We start from the raw sequence: 15,672 nt of genomic DNA, 5'->3' as shown, positions 1-15,672 counted from the left end.
TATACCCCCTTCTATTGTCATTGTTAATATTCTATCCGTTTACTCGCTCAATTATATGTTGATCCATGTCAGATTGGCATTAATCATAACGATTGGCAAATTGTAAAACTGCTTGATTTTTTATGGTACAACCAATATATTCGCGACAGAATTACGTTTTTGTTTTTGTTAAACTTAATATGATTGAAACGATACGGTGGGCGCATCCCGCTGTACGCATCATTGATCAAACCCAATTACCGGTTTATGAGACTTATCTCACAATCGCCGATGTGGATGATCTCATTGATGCAATTAAAAAATTGAAAATTCGCGGGGCTCCTGCGTTAGGAATTGCCGGTGCATACGGTTTGTGCTTAGGACTTTATCGTTGTACCACTTCAGATAAAGCCATACTTCGCGACGAAGCCATCAAAACAGGTGCGCAATTGATCCAAAGTCGCCCAACCGCCGTTAATCTTGCGTGGGGCGTCAATCGCGTGCTAAAGGTTTTCGAATCTGTTTATTCCACGGCTTCGAACTCGGATATATTGCGATCTTCTGTTCTTAAGGAAGCGCACCTTATCCTCCAAGAAGAGCTAGATGCATGTATTGCGATGGGAAAATTAGGCTCCGAACTCATAGACGACGGCATGCAGGTTTTGACTCACTGTAATACCGGCGGACTTGCAACAGGAGGATTCGGTACAGCCCTTGGTGTACTGGTAACAGCCCACCAAAACGGAAAAAGAATCCACGTTTGGGTTGATGAAACGCGACCACTTTTACAAGGCGCCCGATTAACGGCTTGGGAATTAAAAAAAGAGAATATACGCCATACATTGATTTGCGATAATATGGCGGGACAGCTTATGTCCAAAGGCCGCGTTCAGGCTGTAATCGTTGGTTCTGATCGAATTGCACGTAATGGTGATGCGGCAAATAAAATCGGAACTTATACTTTAGCGGTATTGTGCGAAAAACATAAAATACCATTTTATGTCGTCGCTCCGCATTCGACGATTGACAAACAAATACCTGACGGAAGCGCAATAACCATTGAAGAGCGCTCAGCTGACGAAATAACAATGGGTATGGGAAAACAAACAGCACCACATGGTGTGCATGTATACAACCCTGCATTTGATGTAACACCGGCCGAATTGATTTCGGCTATAATAACTGAGAAACAAATATTCCGAGGCCCGGATTATTGTTTCAATTGACACAAATAATAATATTGTTTCATTCACACTAATGATTGGAGATTTCTAATGAAACTGGTATTCAAATCCGCAGCGATGATTCTTCTTAGTCTAATTTTAGGTCAACAAATTTTCGCGCAGGAAAAAAAGAAAATCAGCCATTCTGCATCTATTACAGGCATTAAACAACGTCTGAAAAATGCTTCTAATGAGCCCGGTGATGCAGATAAATATTACCAACAGGCTTTAGAAATTTTATTGGTCAACAATGCTCAAGTTGATAAAAATGATAAAGAAAAAGAAGAAACACACTACTATGCTGCCGCCGTATATCATCGTATGAATGATATGATTAAAGCATGGGAGTATTGCAATAAAACATTAACCTTCGGTAAGAAATATTTCGAAAAAGGAGAAAAAGTTTCAGGCGGTGTTGATCTTTTCTCCATCAAAGATATGATGAATGATGTCAAACTGAAAACATATAACCAAGGCAATCAAGCTTATCGTGCTGCCGCGGCTGCTACATCGCCGGATTCTCAAAAGGTTTTGTATCATAAAACCATTTCAAAATTCAAATCATTACTTGAAATCGATCCTACCGTTACCATTACAGCCAATAACGTACCGAGTTCGTATGCTTTAGGCGTTTATGGAACGATTGCTACCGTATATATTCAGCTTCTTAATATGGAAAAAGAAGAAACTAATAAAAAAACAATTCGGGAAGACATCGTATCATATCTTACCAAAATGCATGCTCTTGACCGTGCTAATTTCTCATTTGTCACAAGCATTATAAGTCTGTACACACAAGAAAATAATGAAGAAAAAATGATGGCTTGGATGGATACCGCTTTAGCCATGAACGCTCCAGATAGTCAAGCTGTTGCATATCAGACATCCCTCATCGGCGATAAGGCACTTATGCTTGATCGTCAAGGTAAAGCGGATGAAGCCATTGCCGTGTATACCAAAGCATTAGAAAAAAACCCGGAAAACCCGGATTTACATTTCAATCTCGGACGTCTATACTATAACCGTAAAGATTTCGATAAAGCCAACACTCAATTTCGTAAAGTCAAAAGTCTGCGTAAAGATGATCCGGTTGTAAATTTCCAAGTAGCTGAACAGTCGTATCAATCTTATCAAAGTAAGCGTACTGAAACGATTGACAAAAATGGCGGCGCCCGTGCCGACATGAACAAAATCACTACGACGCTCAAATCCGACATCGAGATTGTTCGCACGGATATAGCTGATGCTATCGCATCATTGGAAGCCAGTTTACCGACTACACTTGAAATGGCTGAAACAAATTACCGTATCGGAAAAATGTACAATTATCAGGCGGAAATCGAGGGTCATTTGTACTACACGCTCGTCAACGCTGAAAAAGTTAAAAAACAAAAGCCTTATTTTGAAAAAGCAATTCCGTATTTGGTAAAAGCCTCCGAGCTGCGCCCTTCCCATGCAAATACATGGATCATGCTTGGTACGGCCTATGTTAATTTGCAGAAAAAACGTGAAGCCGAAGCCGCATTTAAAAAAGCAAACGAAATTAAATAATTTAGATAAAATTCAGATAGGCAAACGACGGCAGTAATTTGGTACCCCATAGTACTGCCGGATGAACATAACGCATGATAACACGATATACACGCCCGGAGCTAGGAAAAATCTGGTCGGACGAAAATAAATTTCAAAAATGGCTTGACGTGGAGATAGCCGTTTGCGAAGCGCAAGCGGATTTGGGTTATATACCTGGCGATGCATTAGCCGCTATCAAATCCCGTGCACGTTTTGATACGGCACGCGTTTTGGAGATCGAAGCCGAAGTCAAGCATGACGTGATTGCATTCCTTACAAACGTCGCCGAATATGTCGGTGAACCTTCGCGTTTTATACATCTTGGTATGACATCCAACGATGTTTTGGATACTTCCCTTTCGTTGACGATTCGAGAAGCCGGAAACATCTTGCTCCAGGATATCCAACAACTGCGTGAAGTACTCCATCACCGCGCATTAGAATTCAAGATGACGCCATGTATGGGACGTACGCACGGCGTGCACGCCGAACCGGTTACTTTTGGTTTAAAACTGGCACTGTGGTATGATGAAATGACGCGCAATGCCGAGCGTTTGAAACGTGCTGTCGCAGCGATCAGTGTTGCCAAAATATCCGGAGCCGTAGGAACCTTTGAGCACTTGGATCCGCGCGTTGAAGAGAAAACAGCTTCGCTTCTTGGCTTAAAACCAATCAATGCAACGCAAGTCGTGCCGCGTGACCTCCATGCCGATTTTCTTGCAACACTGGCCGTCATCGGTGCATCTTTGGAAAAATTTGCCACTGAAATTCGCAGTTTACAGCGAACAGAAGTTCTTGAAGCCGAAGAATATTTTTCTAAAGGTCAAAAAGGATCTTCGGCGATGCCGCATAAACGTAATCCTATTACCTGCGAACGTGTCGCAGGATTGGCTCGCGTTCTCCGTGGTAATGCTCAAGCGGCACTGGAAAACGTGGCGCTGTGGCATGAAAGAGATATTACCCACTCTTCCGTCGAGCGTGTGATCATTCCTGACAGCACTATTTTGCTGGATTATATGTTAACACAATTTATACGCGTCGTTGATAAACTCATCGTGTACCCGGAAAACATGATGCGCAATATTGAACGTTCCAAAGGTTTGATCTTTAGCCAACCGGTATTGCTGGCACTTGCCAAAAAAGGACTAAAACGCGAAGAGGCGTATAAAATCGTTCAAACGACGGCCATGGCGGTATGGGAAGCACCGGATGGTAACTTCAAAAAAGCCATTACGGCTAATGCGGAAGTAACATCGCGCCTATCGATGGAAGAAATAGATGAATGTTTTGATCTGAAGCATAGTATGAAGCATATCGGGTATCTTTTTGAACGCGCAGGAATAAAATCATAGAATTAATTTAAGTATAGTGCGGTATCCGCAGGAGGTTATTTTGGAAGTTAATATCAAGAAACTCGAGAAAGAAAAAATATTTCTTGAAGGAACGATTAAAAAATTCTACTCAACAAATAATCCTGATTATTTGTTGATGGAATGTAAAAATGATCTCGTGCCTATGGATACAAAAAAAGTGATGAAAGCACGTGGGAAAGGTCAGATTAATACAGAGCTTACATCGTATGTATTTCAATTTCTTGAGAGCTATCATATCCCTACGCACTACGTCGGCAAATACGACGACAAATCCCTCGTGGTACGCAATCTTGAAATGATTCCTATTTATGTCGTGGTACGGAATATCGCAGCCGGCAGTTTCGCAAAAAACTTTAAGATGAGCGATGGCGACCCTTTACCTGCTCCGATCATTGAATTTTATTTTAAAAATGATAAAATGGGCAACCCGATGGTCAACGAATACCATCTGTATGCGTTCGGCTCGGCCAATCAGGATGAAGTACGTACGATCCAGAGGCTTTCCGGTAAGGTCAACGCGATTGTTCGTAATTTCTTTGAACGTCGCGGTTTTCAGTTAGTAGACATCAAACTTGAATTTGGCCGGCAAAAAGGTAAGATCTATTTGGCTGACGAATTGACCTTAGATACCTGCCGTTTGTGGGATATTAACCGCGGCCGCAAATTTGACAAGGAAATAGCCGCCGCTAAAGAAAATGATTTGCATAAAATTTATGGCGAGGTACGACAAACGATAACGCATCCTAAAACACGGGATGAGCGACCAACCATTCACGATTAACCGGAGATTTTGCTTTGAAAATATCGCGCGAAGGCCTTGTAACGATTTTCATCGTAAACATACTCGTTTCGATAGCAATCATCATGTATGCTACGCTGGGCTCCGGATGGATCGCACTGGTGATCGCGTTGCTTTTAGTCGAACTGCTCGTACTATGGTTCTTTCGTGATCCCGAACGAACAATCGCTGGTGATGACAATACGATCATTGCCCCGGCAGACGGCAAAGTTGTTTTGATACGCGATGTTCGCGAAGATAAATACCTCAAGTCGGAGGCTACACAAATCAGTATTTTTCTGTCTGTATTCAATGTACACGTCAATCGCTATCCTTTAGGTGGGACAATCGCTTTTTATGAGTATATGAAAGGTAAGTTCATGGTAGCTTTTGATGACAAAGCATCCGAGCTAAATGAGCAAACCATCGTCGGCCTAGAGCATCCACGTGTAAAAATTCTATTCAAACAAATAACCGGCCTTCTTGCACGTCGAATAGTGTTTTACGGAAAACAAGGCGACCGTGTTGATCGCGGTACACGCTGTGGGATTATGAAATTCGGTTCCCGCATGGACATTATCGTTCCGAAAAACGTAGACATCAAAGTTAAAGTCGGTGACACGACAACGGCCGGAGAAACCATAATCGGCATCATAAAGTAATCAGGGATTTATCTTTTGAAAGCCTCGCCCAAAAGGCATCTGCCATCGCTTGTAACCGCGCTCAATCTTTTTGCCGGTTTCCTCTCTGTCATCAGCTCCATTCGGGGTGATTATATGGAAGCCGCCTCTCTGATTGTCGTTGCGGCCATCATGGATGTACTGGACGGTAAAGTTGCACGCCTCACCAAGTCGAGTTCGGAATTTGGGGTTGAATTAGATTCTCTCGCCGATGTATCGTCGTTTGGATTTGCGCCTGCAGTATTGATCTACAAAGCTTACTTTGAGCCTTGGGGTATATGGGGGATTTTAATCAGCTTCATGCCACTTGTTTTCGGAGGAATCCGTTTAGCACGTTTTAATGTCGGCGTCGCCGATCATTCGGAAAAAGACAGTTTCTTTACCGGTTTACCGATTCCCTCGTCGGCTATTACTATCGCCTCTTTTGTAGCATTTGAAATAGACGTATTTCAGGCCTGCAACCATATTATCGTCATGGCTGCAATCACTTTGCTTGTATCGTTTCTTATGGTCAGTAAAATTCGCTACGAGGGCATGCCTAATTTTTCATTCCAGAAAACCGAAGATCGCATCAAACTTGGGCTTTTGATAGTTTGTTTTATTGCTTTTTTGATTTATCCTCAGCGTGTTGCGTTTCCTGTCATGATGCTTTTCATAGCCTATGGAATTCTGATGGGTTTTGTGGCAATATTTTCTAATAAAGAACCAGACGAGGATACGCAAGATATTCCGGCTATAGACTAACGATTAAGTCGGAATAATTTTCAAAAACTTTCTCTTACCTACCTTAATCACAAGCTCCGATTCGATTTGGATAACTGCACGTTCATCCGTTATTTTTTCACCATTAATATTCACGGCACCTTGTTGAATTTGTCTTTGTGCTTCTTTGCCCGATTCAACTAATTTACATTCAAGTAGTAGTTTTGAAATGATCCACGTGCCCTTGTTCAATGAAATAACCGGAATGTCTTCCGGGATTTCTTTCTTTTTGAAAATCAGATCAAACTCTTCTTCCGCCGCTTGCGCACGCCCGGCATCGTGATAAATAGATATCAATTCTTTAGCCAAGCGTCGTTTTAAGTGCGATGGGTTTACTGTACCGCTGTCCAAATCTGTTTTTATTTTATGAAGCTCGCCTGCATCAACATTCGTCGTTAATTCAAAATATTTATAAATTAAAGCATCAGGAATAGACATTGCCCGGCCAAACATTTCTTTAGGCGAGTCATCAATGCCGATATAATTATTTAACGATTTGCTCATTTTTTGAACGCCGTCTGTCCCCTCCAATAACGGCATAGTAATAATGACCTGCTGTTGCTGCTGGTATTCGCGCTGCAAATCCCGGCCTACCAACAAATTGAATCTCTGATCTGTACCGCCCAACTCCACATCGGCTTCCAAGGCCACCGAATCCATACCTTGCGCTAATGGATATAAAAACTCATGAATACTGATCGGTTCTCCGCTACGATAACGGTTTTCAAAGTCATCTCGCTCCAACATGCGTGCTACCGTATACCGACTGGCCAATTTTACCACATCGGCAAAATTCATGGCTCCCAACCAGTCAGAATTATATACGATTTTTGTTTTTTGGGCGTCCAAAATCTTAGACGCTTGCTCCAGGTACGATTTACCGTTAAGCCGTGTCTCTTCCAATGATAACGATGGTCTGGTTTTATTTTTACCTGTTGGGTCGCCGATCATACCGGTAAAATCACCGATCACCAATATCGCCTGATGTCCAAGATCTTGAAATTGGCGTAATTTCCTCAGTACCACAGAATGGCCTATATGTAAGTCCGGACGTGAAGGATCACAGCCTAATTTGACTTTAAGCGGTTTTGAGGTTCTGAGTGAATTCTCAAGTTTTTTTACAAGTTCGTCTTCTGGGATTAAGTCAACGATGCCACGTTTGATAACTGCAAGCTGGTCTGCAATCGGAAGAAACATCAATTCTCCATAAAATTCGGATGAAATGGAATTCTAATCTTTACGGTAGTTCCTATATTTTCTCTGCTAGTAATACCGATGGTGCCACCGTGTTTTTCAATTAACATTTTTACGATACACATACCAAGGCCTATACCTTTCGGTTTGGTAGTAAAAAGTGGTTCGAAAATGCGCTCAAGGTTTTCGTTGGATATACCGCATCCGGTATCTTTGATTTCGACGATTGCTGCATCTCCGTCATGATGAGTACGGACATAGATTTTTCCGCTATATTCCATGGCTTGGATGGCATTAAGCATGAGATTGATAAGTATTTGCTGAATCTGACCTTCATCCACTTGATTGTCCGGCAGATCCGATGCCAATTCGCGCACAACCTCCACTTCATCCGGGAAACGCATGCGCATTAGCGTTTCATCAATAATAATATTAAAATTACCCGATTTAAAAATAGTTTTACGGTCACGGGAATAATCTAAAAGGTCATTAATAATTTTGGTAGATATCATGACCTCATTATCAATGATTTGAAGAAGCTCTTTTTTCTCTTTTTCTTCCGGTAAAATTTCATTTCGCATCAACGCGGCGGATGCTTTGATACGCGACAGCGGGTTGCGTAACTCATGGCCGATACTCGCCGTCAATTGACCCACTACGGCTAATTTTTCCTGGCGCAGCAGTTTTTCCTGAGTCTCCTTTAATTGTTTCAGGTTTTGTTCCAGTGCCGCATTTTTAGCGATCAGCTCGTCAGTTAGTTTTTTATTTTCTTGTACCAATGCATACCGTTCAAAAGCTTGACGCACGATCGTTCTAAGGTCATCTGTATCCCATGGTTTTACGACATAACGATATACCACCGCACTATTGATTGCTTCGATAGCAACATTGATATCCGTATAGGCCGTAAGAATGATATTCACTGTATTGGGAGCCCATACTTTTGCTTCTTTAAGAAACGTCATGCCGTTCATTTTTGGCATACGTTCATCGGTAATGATCACCTGAACCGGTTGCCTTTTGAGTAACTCCAGCGCATCATGAGCACCTGTAAAAGAAAAAATCTGATATTGGGATTCGAATGTTTTAACAAGTACCTCCAGAACCCTCGATTCGTCATCAACCAGCATTAAAGTAGGTTTCATGAATGCCTCATCGTACGTGATGCATGGAGACCGTTTTCTACTTTCTCCAGCAATTCATTCAAATTGAAAGGTTTCGGCAAAATAAAATCTACATATGTGGTCCGCGCATCCGGACGCTCTGTATCGATATTCCACCCGGTCATCATCATTACAGGTAGATGTGGATTTAAGGCTTTAATCTGTGCAGCCAATTCCGAACCACTGATATTGGGAAGACCTAAATCTGTAATGATCATGTCGTAGCGCAATTTATTAATCTGTTCCATCGCCGATGATGCATCCGGACAACATACGACTTGATAATTACGTGACTCCAAAATATCCACCATAAGTTCACGTAAAGATTCGTCATCATCAACAATAAGAAGTCTTGTTTCCTTTTTCGAGTCGGCCAAAGATTGTGATGTGTTCTGCGATGAATCCGAACTCGCAACACGTCGCAGTGATAGAATACACTGTATCTTGTTTTCATGCGCTGACCAATCACATTCCCAGCCATTTAACCTAGCTGTGAAAGCATAAAAATCACCGATTTTTTCGTGAAACCCTCTTTCGGTATCGGCCTTTATTAGAATTTTTATAAATTCACCTTGAGGCGTGTATTCAACGGCTATTGTTGAATTTTCTTTGCCATAGCTGATCATCAATGAAAATACGGAAGATATAAATTGTTGCAATCGCTTAAACTCAGACGAAACGATTTCACGACCTTGCCTTTTGAAGTCTATAATAAATCTTTTTTTGACACACGCCTCATCGTTTCTTGCAATGTCTACAGATTCGTCTAAGACCGATGAAATATCCGACTCCTCATTTTCCTGCGGTTGATAAAAATTTGCATGAAATTCATTTTTTTCAAAAAAGGAAACTTCTTTTGAGAAAGATAAAACAGCATCTATATTGTTTTTGTCTTGTTGAATTATTGACGGTAGCAGCATTTGTGCTAAGCTTCGAGCAATCGTAATCAATGTACGCGCCAATTCATCTTGTGGTGTTTCCGGCCTAAATGCGGCTAGAGCCTGTTCAATCTGAGCACGTAAATTATCTCTTTCAAATCGAACGGCTTCGAGAGTTTCCGTTGCGACCATAGAGGCGCGGTGCAGGCCCCATAACGATGACAATAATTCCAAAAATGGTATGTTTATATTTTTTTCATGCTCAGTCAATTTATCGGCAACAATAAGGCCTACTACTTGTTTGTCCGATAAAACGGGCAATACGACCGATGTCATCGGCACCGCTGATGGTTTACCGTATATTTGGGAACTATCGCCGATTAGAGGTTCTGCTTGCTTAAAGGCGATTTGCATCGCTGCATTCGGATGAACCGGTTGTGAATTTAATGCCGGATTATGAGAGCCGTTTTTTTCCCAACGCAGAATAGAACTCCATTGACCTTCATTGTTTGCTTCAAAACATTCCAATCGCGCAACATCGCATTGACGGAGCCACTCCTGTAACCATACCGATGCAAAAGTTTCGGGTTTCACACGCATACGCAATGCGTTCAACACTTCGGAGAGGGAATACATTTGTTGTTCAGCCATCATGTTATAATCGGCTCTTTCATTTCCAGCGATTTTTTTCACGATCAAAATTTTTAAACATCATGGATGCGACAGGACGTATCGTGCGTTCATTATACTTAGCCGACGGCTTAGAATTATAAGGTGTTTCAATCTGCCCCGAAACCTCAAAATAAATCAATTGACCTATGGGCATACCCTCGTATACGCGTACGGGGTGTTTTACTGAAATTTCGAGTGTCCATGTATTACAGAAACCAATATCCCCTTTACCGGCTGTCGCGTGAATGTCAATTCCCAATCTTCCGATACTCGATTTGCCTTCCAAAAATGGAACATGGGCCATGGACTCCGTGTATTCTTGGGTTACACCGAGATAAAGTTTCGTGGGCATCAATACATACCCTTCTTCGGGTATCTCAAAATGTTCGATCGGATTATCTTTTTTGCAATCTAGAGTTTCCTCGGAATACACCGCGAGGTATTTGCCTAAATGCACATCATAACTATTGGAACCAAGGCAATCGCGACGAAAAGGTTCAATACGTATGGTACCTTTAGCGATTTCGGCTAAAATCTGAGTGTCCGTTAAGATCATTGGGATAAATAAAATTAGGATTGTAATAAAACTAAATGAATCCAATATTAGAAATAAATATAGACAACACTACAGCGTTTATCAATAAATAATTTACCTCCAACACTATCCATGACGCCTCGACGGACTACAACCCAAATACCGGAAAAAATTACGAAAAAACTTCTTCCGTGGTTCTACAAACATAAACGAGAGATGCCATGGCGTACAACACAGGATGCGTATCGCATATGGGTTTCGGAAGTCATGCTGCAACAAACTCAAGTGGAGCAAGTGCGCCCCTATTATCAAAGATTTATGGTCGCATTCCCTGACATTTTATCGCTTGCCAATGCTAAAACCGACGAAGTCTATAAACTTTGGGAAGGCTTAGGCTATTACCGTCGAGCCGCTTTACTTCACAAAGCAGCTCAGATCGTAGTTGCTCAATATCAAGGTCGAATACCGGATCAATACGAATTTGCACGTAGCTTACCCGGTTTCGGAGATTATACTACCGGTGCTGTACTTAGTATCGCCTACCAAAAGAAATTACCGGCTATTGACGGAAACGTAATCCGTGTTATGAGTCGGCTTTACCGAATCGAATCTGAAGTTCATCTGTCCGCAACCAAACGACAAATTGAAAGCTTAGTGCAATCTATGATACCGGATGAAAACCCGGGCGATTTTAATCAAGCACTCATGGAGCTAGGCGCTTTGATATGCACGCCCCAATCGCCTCAATGCACCCGCTGTCCTGTACACCGATTTTGCAAATCTTATAATGAATTACCCAATCCTAATATTTTACCTAACAAAAAAAAGAAAACCATCAAACCTCACTTGCATATCGCTGCAGGAATAGTTTTTAAAAATAAAAGAATTCTTGCAGCCAAACGCCCGACCGATGTGATTTTGGGTAATCTATGGGAATTTCCTGGGGGAAAAAAAGAATCCGGTGAATCGCTTTTAAAAACTTGTGAGCGCGAATTGCAAAACAAAATCGGTATTAGGGCTAAAATCGGTAAATGCATATTAGTGCATAAGCATGCCTATTCACATTATACAGTTACATTACATTTTTATAAATGTGACTACATTGGGGGACAAGCGGTCAAACGCAAGCACTCTGCCTTACGTTGGGTTTACCCCAAAAAAGCACTGGAATTGGCATGGGCTACTAGCCACCGGAAAGCATTAGAGAAGTTGGTAAAGGATATGATTTAATTGGGTGTATTGGACGTCGTCGCACTGGTGTGGGCTGAATCACCAAAAACAACACCATTTCGTAACCCGGAACTGTCTGCAGGGGTATTGAGTGTCGAATCCGGTTTATGTTTTTTAACAAGGTCCTTATTTTTGTATGTCGAACCGAATTTGTCCGCCCGTTTTGTTCCATCCGGCAACTCGACCGTACGCGTCCACATAACGCGGTAGTGTTCATTTTTTTCGCCGACTGTCCCCTGATCTATCGGGCCCTCATACTCAACTTTCCGCCCGTCTTTTTTTCCAAAAAGTTTGAAATACATTTTGGTTCGTTTGAGATCAACAAGATTTTGAATGATAATCGTATTTTTGGTATCGTTTTCAAATACCAAATCCGGTGCAGGTATAAAGATCGTCGCATCTAACCCAAGCGGTTCATAATATTTAACAGCATAAGAATGGTTAGTGCGTTTTTTGACATTCAATCCGGCAAAAAAAACAGTTCTAAAAAGCGTACTTGAAACCTGACATACTCCGCCGCCCCAATTAGGCTCACTGCTGTCTCCGTTTACGATTACAAGTTCTTTGAGGTACCCGGAAAGGCTGTCCACTTCACCGAGATATTTTAAAAATGAAAAATCTTCACCCGGCTTGACCACAATATTTTGAAAATTTTTTGCTGCGTGGTTAATATTAAATTTACGATTTTCCGGTGAACCAAAATAATCCGTAACTCCGGTTGCTAATACGTCCGTAATACCAAAGGGATTATCAGGGTTAGATATGCCGCCGGTAAGATGAGCTACTACTAAATCTGCGCGAATATTGCCGACTGTATCCAATATCCCCTTCATGACGGATTCGTTGATATTGATGATCGAACGCGGTATGTCAAGATAATATCCGTCGCGGGCGACACCTTCAACAACTATTTTACCATTATCATCACGAATTGTAACATCTTCTTTAGCACGATACATATACGGCGCAACGCGACGATTGAGCTCTTCACGTAACATCTCTGTATTAAGCACCGGATATAAAGCAAATTCATTTCCTTCCCACACTTTGCGGAATTCGATAAATTCTCTCCGATCAGATATTGCAAAAGCCCACGAATCGTAGTTATAGCCATCGTATGTATAATACATACGAACGTTTTTCCCGTACGCCGCGTAGGCACGTCGAATTGCCTTAGTTGTAGCGGCTATCGTGACATCCGGCTCTTTACTTCGTATATCTACAGGTATATCTATGGACGCGAAGGATCGGATATTTTCAGAAAATGATTTTTTTGCTTTTTCTTCATCAAATCCAAGTCCGCCTCGCCCTGCCACAGCTTTGAATTGACGATCAGCCCAAGCTACAGTAGCGTCTATCGGTTGATTATTCTTAAGCTTGGGAATTTTGTTGATGATAGTTCGGACAAAACGATTTTCGTCGTACCAGCCTTCTAACGGAACTCTAACTGAGAAAAACATAGACGCGGTGCGCGTTTGAACGTTTTTCCACGGATCCGGATTATGGCCACGCTCGAAAGCTGTTACTATGGCTTTTTCTATATCAAAAGTCGGCTGGAACTCGGAATTTTTGGTTAGGAACTCTCCTTCTTCCGTCAATAATCGAACATCCCGATTTTTAAACTCATCTACATATACAGTCATTGCCGCGCGCGCCTGAGAAACGGTCATACCTCCGACGGAAACGTCATGGACCATAGTGTTCCATGGAATCCTGTTATTGAGATACAAATTATTTACGGAAACGATAAATAAAATCAATCCGCTAGCTAAAACAAAATAATATAGCGACCGCATTATTTTATGAGGAATGAATGTACGTATCTGTAAACTCGGTGCTGACGAAAGATTGACCTGAGTTTGATTGTGATCAATAATGTATTCTACTTCAGTTGTATCGGCCATCGTCAGAGTTACCCCTATCTTTTTTCGCAATAAATAGGTTAAATACGCGCTTGTATAACGTAAAAAAACTTTTTAAACTGGTGCAATATAATTTATTCCGCCATACATCTGCAAGAACTATCGTGTATGTGTACAATAACGTTATCTTTGGTTTAATGCTCATATGCGGGTTCCCTTAGAAAAAAAGATTTTAATCGCCGCAGCCGCTTCGATACTGTTCATTACCGGTATCGCAATTTTCGGATTTCATTATTTTTCATCACGCTTTTCCGAACAACTGATGGACAATAAAATCGGACAAGCGCTGGTTAGTGGTCGTCAAATAGCCGAAAATCTGATCGAAGACGAACGTCGCATTTTTTCAGAAAATGCTCGTGCTTTTTCACAGCGACCCGAATTCACTGATTTCATTATCCGTTTACAAGGCCAAAAATTGACCTCCGATCAGTTTCAGGCCTTTATCGGCTTGCCTTTATTTACTCAACTCCGTATAGATGGCGTTTTTTTGTATGACGAAAACGGCCGTTGTTTATTCCGGCATTTAAGCATACTAGACAAACGCCTTTCGTCCGTGTTTCCCGATAGCCTCAAAACAGATGAACAATTTGCAAGATCTACCTCCGCTTACGACAGTATCAATCGGTCCCTCGTGTACAAAACAACGCTGGCGTTGCCTTCACAACAGCAGGGTTACCTTATCACGGCGCGGATGGTAGAAAAGGAATTCGCCAAAAAATACGAGCGTATTGTCGCTGCGAACAATCAATATACTTTGCTGCTCCGTGGCGCAGATAACATGCGCTTTTCTCATCTATGGATATTCTTTGCCGCGGTACTTGTACCTGCATCTATATTTATTTTACTTTTATGGTTTTTTATCGGCCAGATGTTCAAACCGTTTCAGGCGCTTAGTCGGCAGGCTTCCAATATTGCTAAGGGGCAAATGGATTATAGTTTACAACTGGACACAAGGGATGAATTTGGTGCTTTAGCCGCCGCCCTTAATCAAATGGTTCAAAACCTTCGTGAAGAGCAGCAGCGCATTTTACAACTTGAAAAAACAGCGACATGGCGTGAAATGGCGCAACGTATGGCGCACGAGATAAAAAACCCGCTTACTCCGATACAACTTACGATTCAGCAAATTAAAGATTCATACGCCGGAAATGATGAAAAATATCGGAAACTTCTCGCGGAATGCACAACTATCATCGAAGAAGAAATTGAAACATTACGCAATTTGACCAAAGAATTTTCGGATTTTGCACGTATGCCGATCGTTGTTCTTAAGCCTTCGTCTCTGAATAAACTTATTGAAGATATCATCCTGATGTATGCCGCTATCCCCTTCGAAAAAAAATTAGATGATCGCCTTCCATTTATTCCCCTTGATACCGAGGCATTCAAACGCGTATTAATTAACCTTATTGATAATGCGCTGGCCGCAGTTTCAAACAAACAGGATCGCCTGATTCGTATAGCAACGATAGATGTGAACACACACGTACAACTTATTATTGCCGATAACGGATACGGAATTCCCAAATCTAATCTCGAACGAATTTTTGAGCCTCATTTTTCAACGAAAACAACTAGTATGGGACTTGGTCTGGCGATCGTAAAAAAAATAATCGAAGAGCATCAAGGCACTATCTCTGTCGATAGCATCGAAAACCTCGGAACAACTTTTACCATCACTTTGCCAAAAGAAAATCCATCTTAAAGGAGA

At 41.7% G+C, this 15,672-nt stretch carries 13 protein-coding genes; 8 read left to right on the top strand and 5 right to left on the bottom strand.

The annotated features are described in order from the left end of the window. Positions 1-179 precede the first annotated feature (179 nt). The 6 genes from mtnA to pssA all read left to right on the top strand — a co-directional run bounded on the left by mtnA (position 180) and on the right by pssA (position 6,349). Positions 180-1,205 carry an S-methyl-5-thioribose-1-phosphate isomerase gene (gene mtnA, locus HUU58_11065; GenBank protein ID NUN46211.1) on the top strand — a complete coding sequence of 342 codons (1,026 nt, stop codon included), beginning with the start codon at positions 180-182 and terminating at the stop codon, positions 1,203-1,205. Positions 1,206-1,253: 48 nt separating this feature from the next. Continuing rightward, complete coding sequence (locus tag HUU58_11060) at positions 1,254-2,753, top strand: tetratricopeptide repeat protein (GenBank protein ID NUN46210.1); 1,500 nt, start codon at positions 1,254-1,256, stop codon at positions 2,751-2,753. 74 nt (positions 2,754-2,827) lie between these two features. After that, the gene (locus HUU58_11055) at positions 2,828-4,126 is read left to right on the top strand and encodes an adenylosuccinate lyase (protein NUN46209.1); all 1,299 of its coding nucleotides are present in this window, start codon (positions 2,828-2,830) and stop codon (positions 4,124-4,126) included. A gap of 40 nt (positions 4,127-4,166) precedes the next feature. After that, a complete protein-coding gene (locus HUU58_11050) occupies positions 4,167-4,928 on the top strand; it encodes a phosphoribosylaminoimidazolesuccinocarboxamide synthase (GenBank protein NUN46208.1) in 762 nt (253 codons plus the stop codon). Between the two features lie 20 nt (positions 4,929-4,948). Next, complete coding sequence (locus HUU58_11045; protein ID NUN46207.1) at positions 4,949-5,587, top strand: phosphatidylserine decarboxylase family protein; 639 nt, start codon at positions 4,949-4,951, stop codon at positions 5,585-5,587. A gap of 15 nt (positions 5,588-5,602) precedes the next feature. After that, positions 5,603-6,349: a CDP-diacylglycerol--serine O-phosphatidyltransferase gene (gene pssA, locus HUU58_11040; GenBank protein ID NUN46206.1), complete on the top strand. Its 747-nt coding sequence runs from the start codon at positions 5,603-5,605 to the stop codon at positions 6,347-6,349. 3 nt (positions 6,350-6,352) lie between these two features. On the opposite strand, the gene HUU58_11035 is transcribed toward pssA, so the two are convergent. From HUU58_11035 to HUU58_11020, 4 genes are read right to left on the bottom strand one after another with little or no spacing between them, the layout of a single operon-like run. Continuing rightward, on the bottom strand, positions 6,353-7,564 hold the full coding sequence (locus HUU58_11035) for a tyrosine--tRNA ligase (GenBank protein ID NUN46205.1): 1,212 nt from the start codon (positions 7,562-7,564) through the stop codon (positions 6,353-6,355). Continuing rightward, the gene (locus HUU58_11030) at positions 7,564-8,706 is read right to left on the bottom strand and encodes a response regulator (GenBank protein ID NUN46204.1); all 1,143 of its coding nucleotides are present in this window, start codon (positions 8,704-8,706) and stop codon (positions 7,564-7,566) included. Before HUU58_11030 ends, HUU58_11035 begins: the two co-directional genes overlap by 1 nt. Beyond that, positions 8,703-10,295 carry a response regulator gene (locus tag HUU58_11025; protein NUN46203.1) on the bottom strand — a complete coding sequence of 531 codons (1,593 nt, stop codon included), beginning with the start codon at positions 10,293-10,295 and terminating at the stop codon, positions 8,703-8,705. The genes HUU58_11030 and HUU58_11025 overlap by 4 nt, the downstream gene beginning before the upstream one ends. Then, positions 10,273-10,830, bottom strand: a complete 558-nt coding sequence (locus HUU58_11020; GenBank protein NUN46202.1) for a dCTP deaminase — start codon at positions 10,828-10,830, stop codon at positions 10,273-10,275. The genes HUU58_11025 and HUU58_11020 overlap by 23 nt, the downstream gene beginning before the upstream one ends. A 111-nt stretch (positions 10,831-10,941) precedes the next feature. Here HUU58_11020 and mutY point away from each other — a divergent pair, with 111 nt between their 5' ends. Beyond that, complete coding sequence (mutY, locus tag HUU58_11015) at positions 10,942-12,039, top strand: A/G-specific adenine glycosylase (protein NUN46201.1); 1,098 nt, start codon at positions 10,942-10,944, stop codon at positions 12,037-12,039. On the opposite strand, the gene HUU58_11010 is transcribed toward mutY, so the two are convergent. Continuing rightward, the gene (locus HUU58_11010) at positions 12,036-13,943 is read right to left on the bottom strand and encodes a VanW family protein (GenBank protein NUN46200.1); all 1,908 of its coding nucleotides are present in this window, start codon (positions 13,941-13,943) and stop codon (positions 12,036-12,038) included. The genes mutY and HUU58_11010 overlap by 4 nt on opposite strands. Positions 13,944-14,106: 163 nt before the next feature. On the opposite strand from HUU58_11010, the gene HUU58_11005 reads away from it, so the two are divergent. Then, positions 14,107-15,666, top strand: a complete 1,560-nt coding sequence (locus HUU58_11005) for a HAMP domain-containing protein (GenBank protein NUN46199.1) — start codon at positions 14,107-14,109, stop codon at positions 15,664-15,666. Positions 15,667-15,672 lie beyond the last annotated feature (6 nt).

Source organism: bacterium (assembly GCA_013360215.1).
Taxonomy (GTDB): domain Bacteria; phylum CLD3; class CLD3; order SB21; family SB21; genus JABWCP01.
Note: the sequence above shows the minus strand (reverse complement) of the source record. Positions and strands in the feature narration are given on the sequence as shown.

Coding starts and splice junctions, on each gene's coding strand:
- HUU58_11020 (NUN46202.1), bottom strand. CDS start 10,830: ATGATCTTAACGGACACTCAGATTTTAGCCGAAATCGCTAAAGGTACC.
- HUU58_11030 (NUN46204.1), bottom strand. CDS start 8,706: ATGAAACCTACTTTAATGCTGGTTGATGACGAATCGAGGGTTCTGGAG.
- HUU58_11010 (NUN46200.1), bottom strand. CDS start 13,943: ATGGCCGATACAACTGAAGTAGAATACATTATTGATCACAATCAAACT.
- HUU58_11060 (NUN46210.1), top strand. CDS start 1,254: ATGAAACTGGTATTCAAATCCGCAGCGATGATTCTTCTTAGTCTAATT.
- mutY (NUN46201.1), top strand. CDS start 10,942: ATGACGCCTCGACGGACTACAACCCAAATACCGGAAAAAATTACGAAA.
- HUU58_11055 (NUN46209.1), top strand. CDS start 2,828: ATGATAACACGATATACACGCCCGGAGCTAGGAAAAATCTGGTCGGAC.
- mtnA (NUN46211.1), top strand. CDS start 180: ATGATTGAAACGATACGGTGGGCGCATCCCGCTGTACGCATCATTGAT.
- HUU58_11005 (NUN46199.1), top strand. CDS start 14,107: ATGCGGGTTCCCTTAGAAAAAAAGATTTTAATCGCCGCAGCCGCTTCG.
- HUU58_11035 (NUN46205.1), bottom strand. CDS start 7,564: ATGTTTCTTCCGATTGCAGACCAGCTTGCAGTTATCAAACGTGGCATC.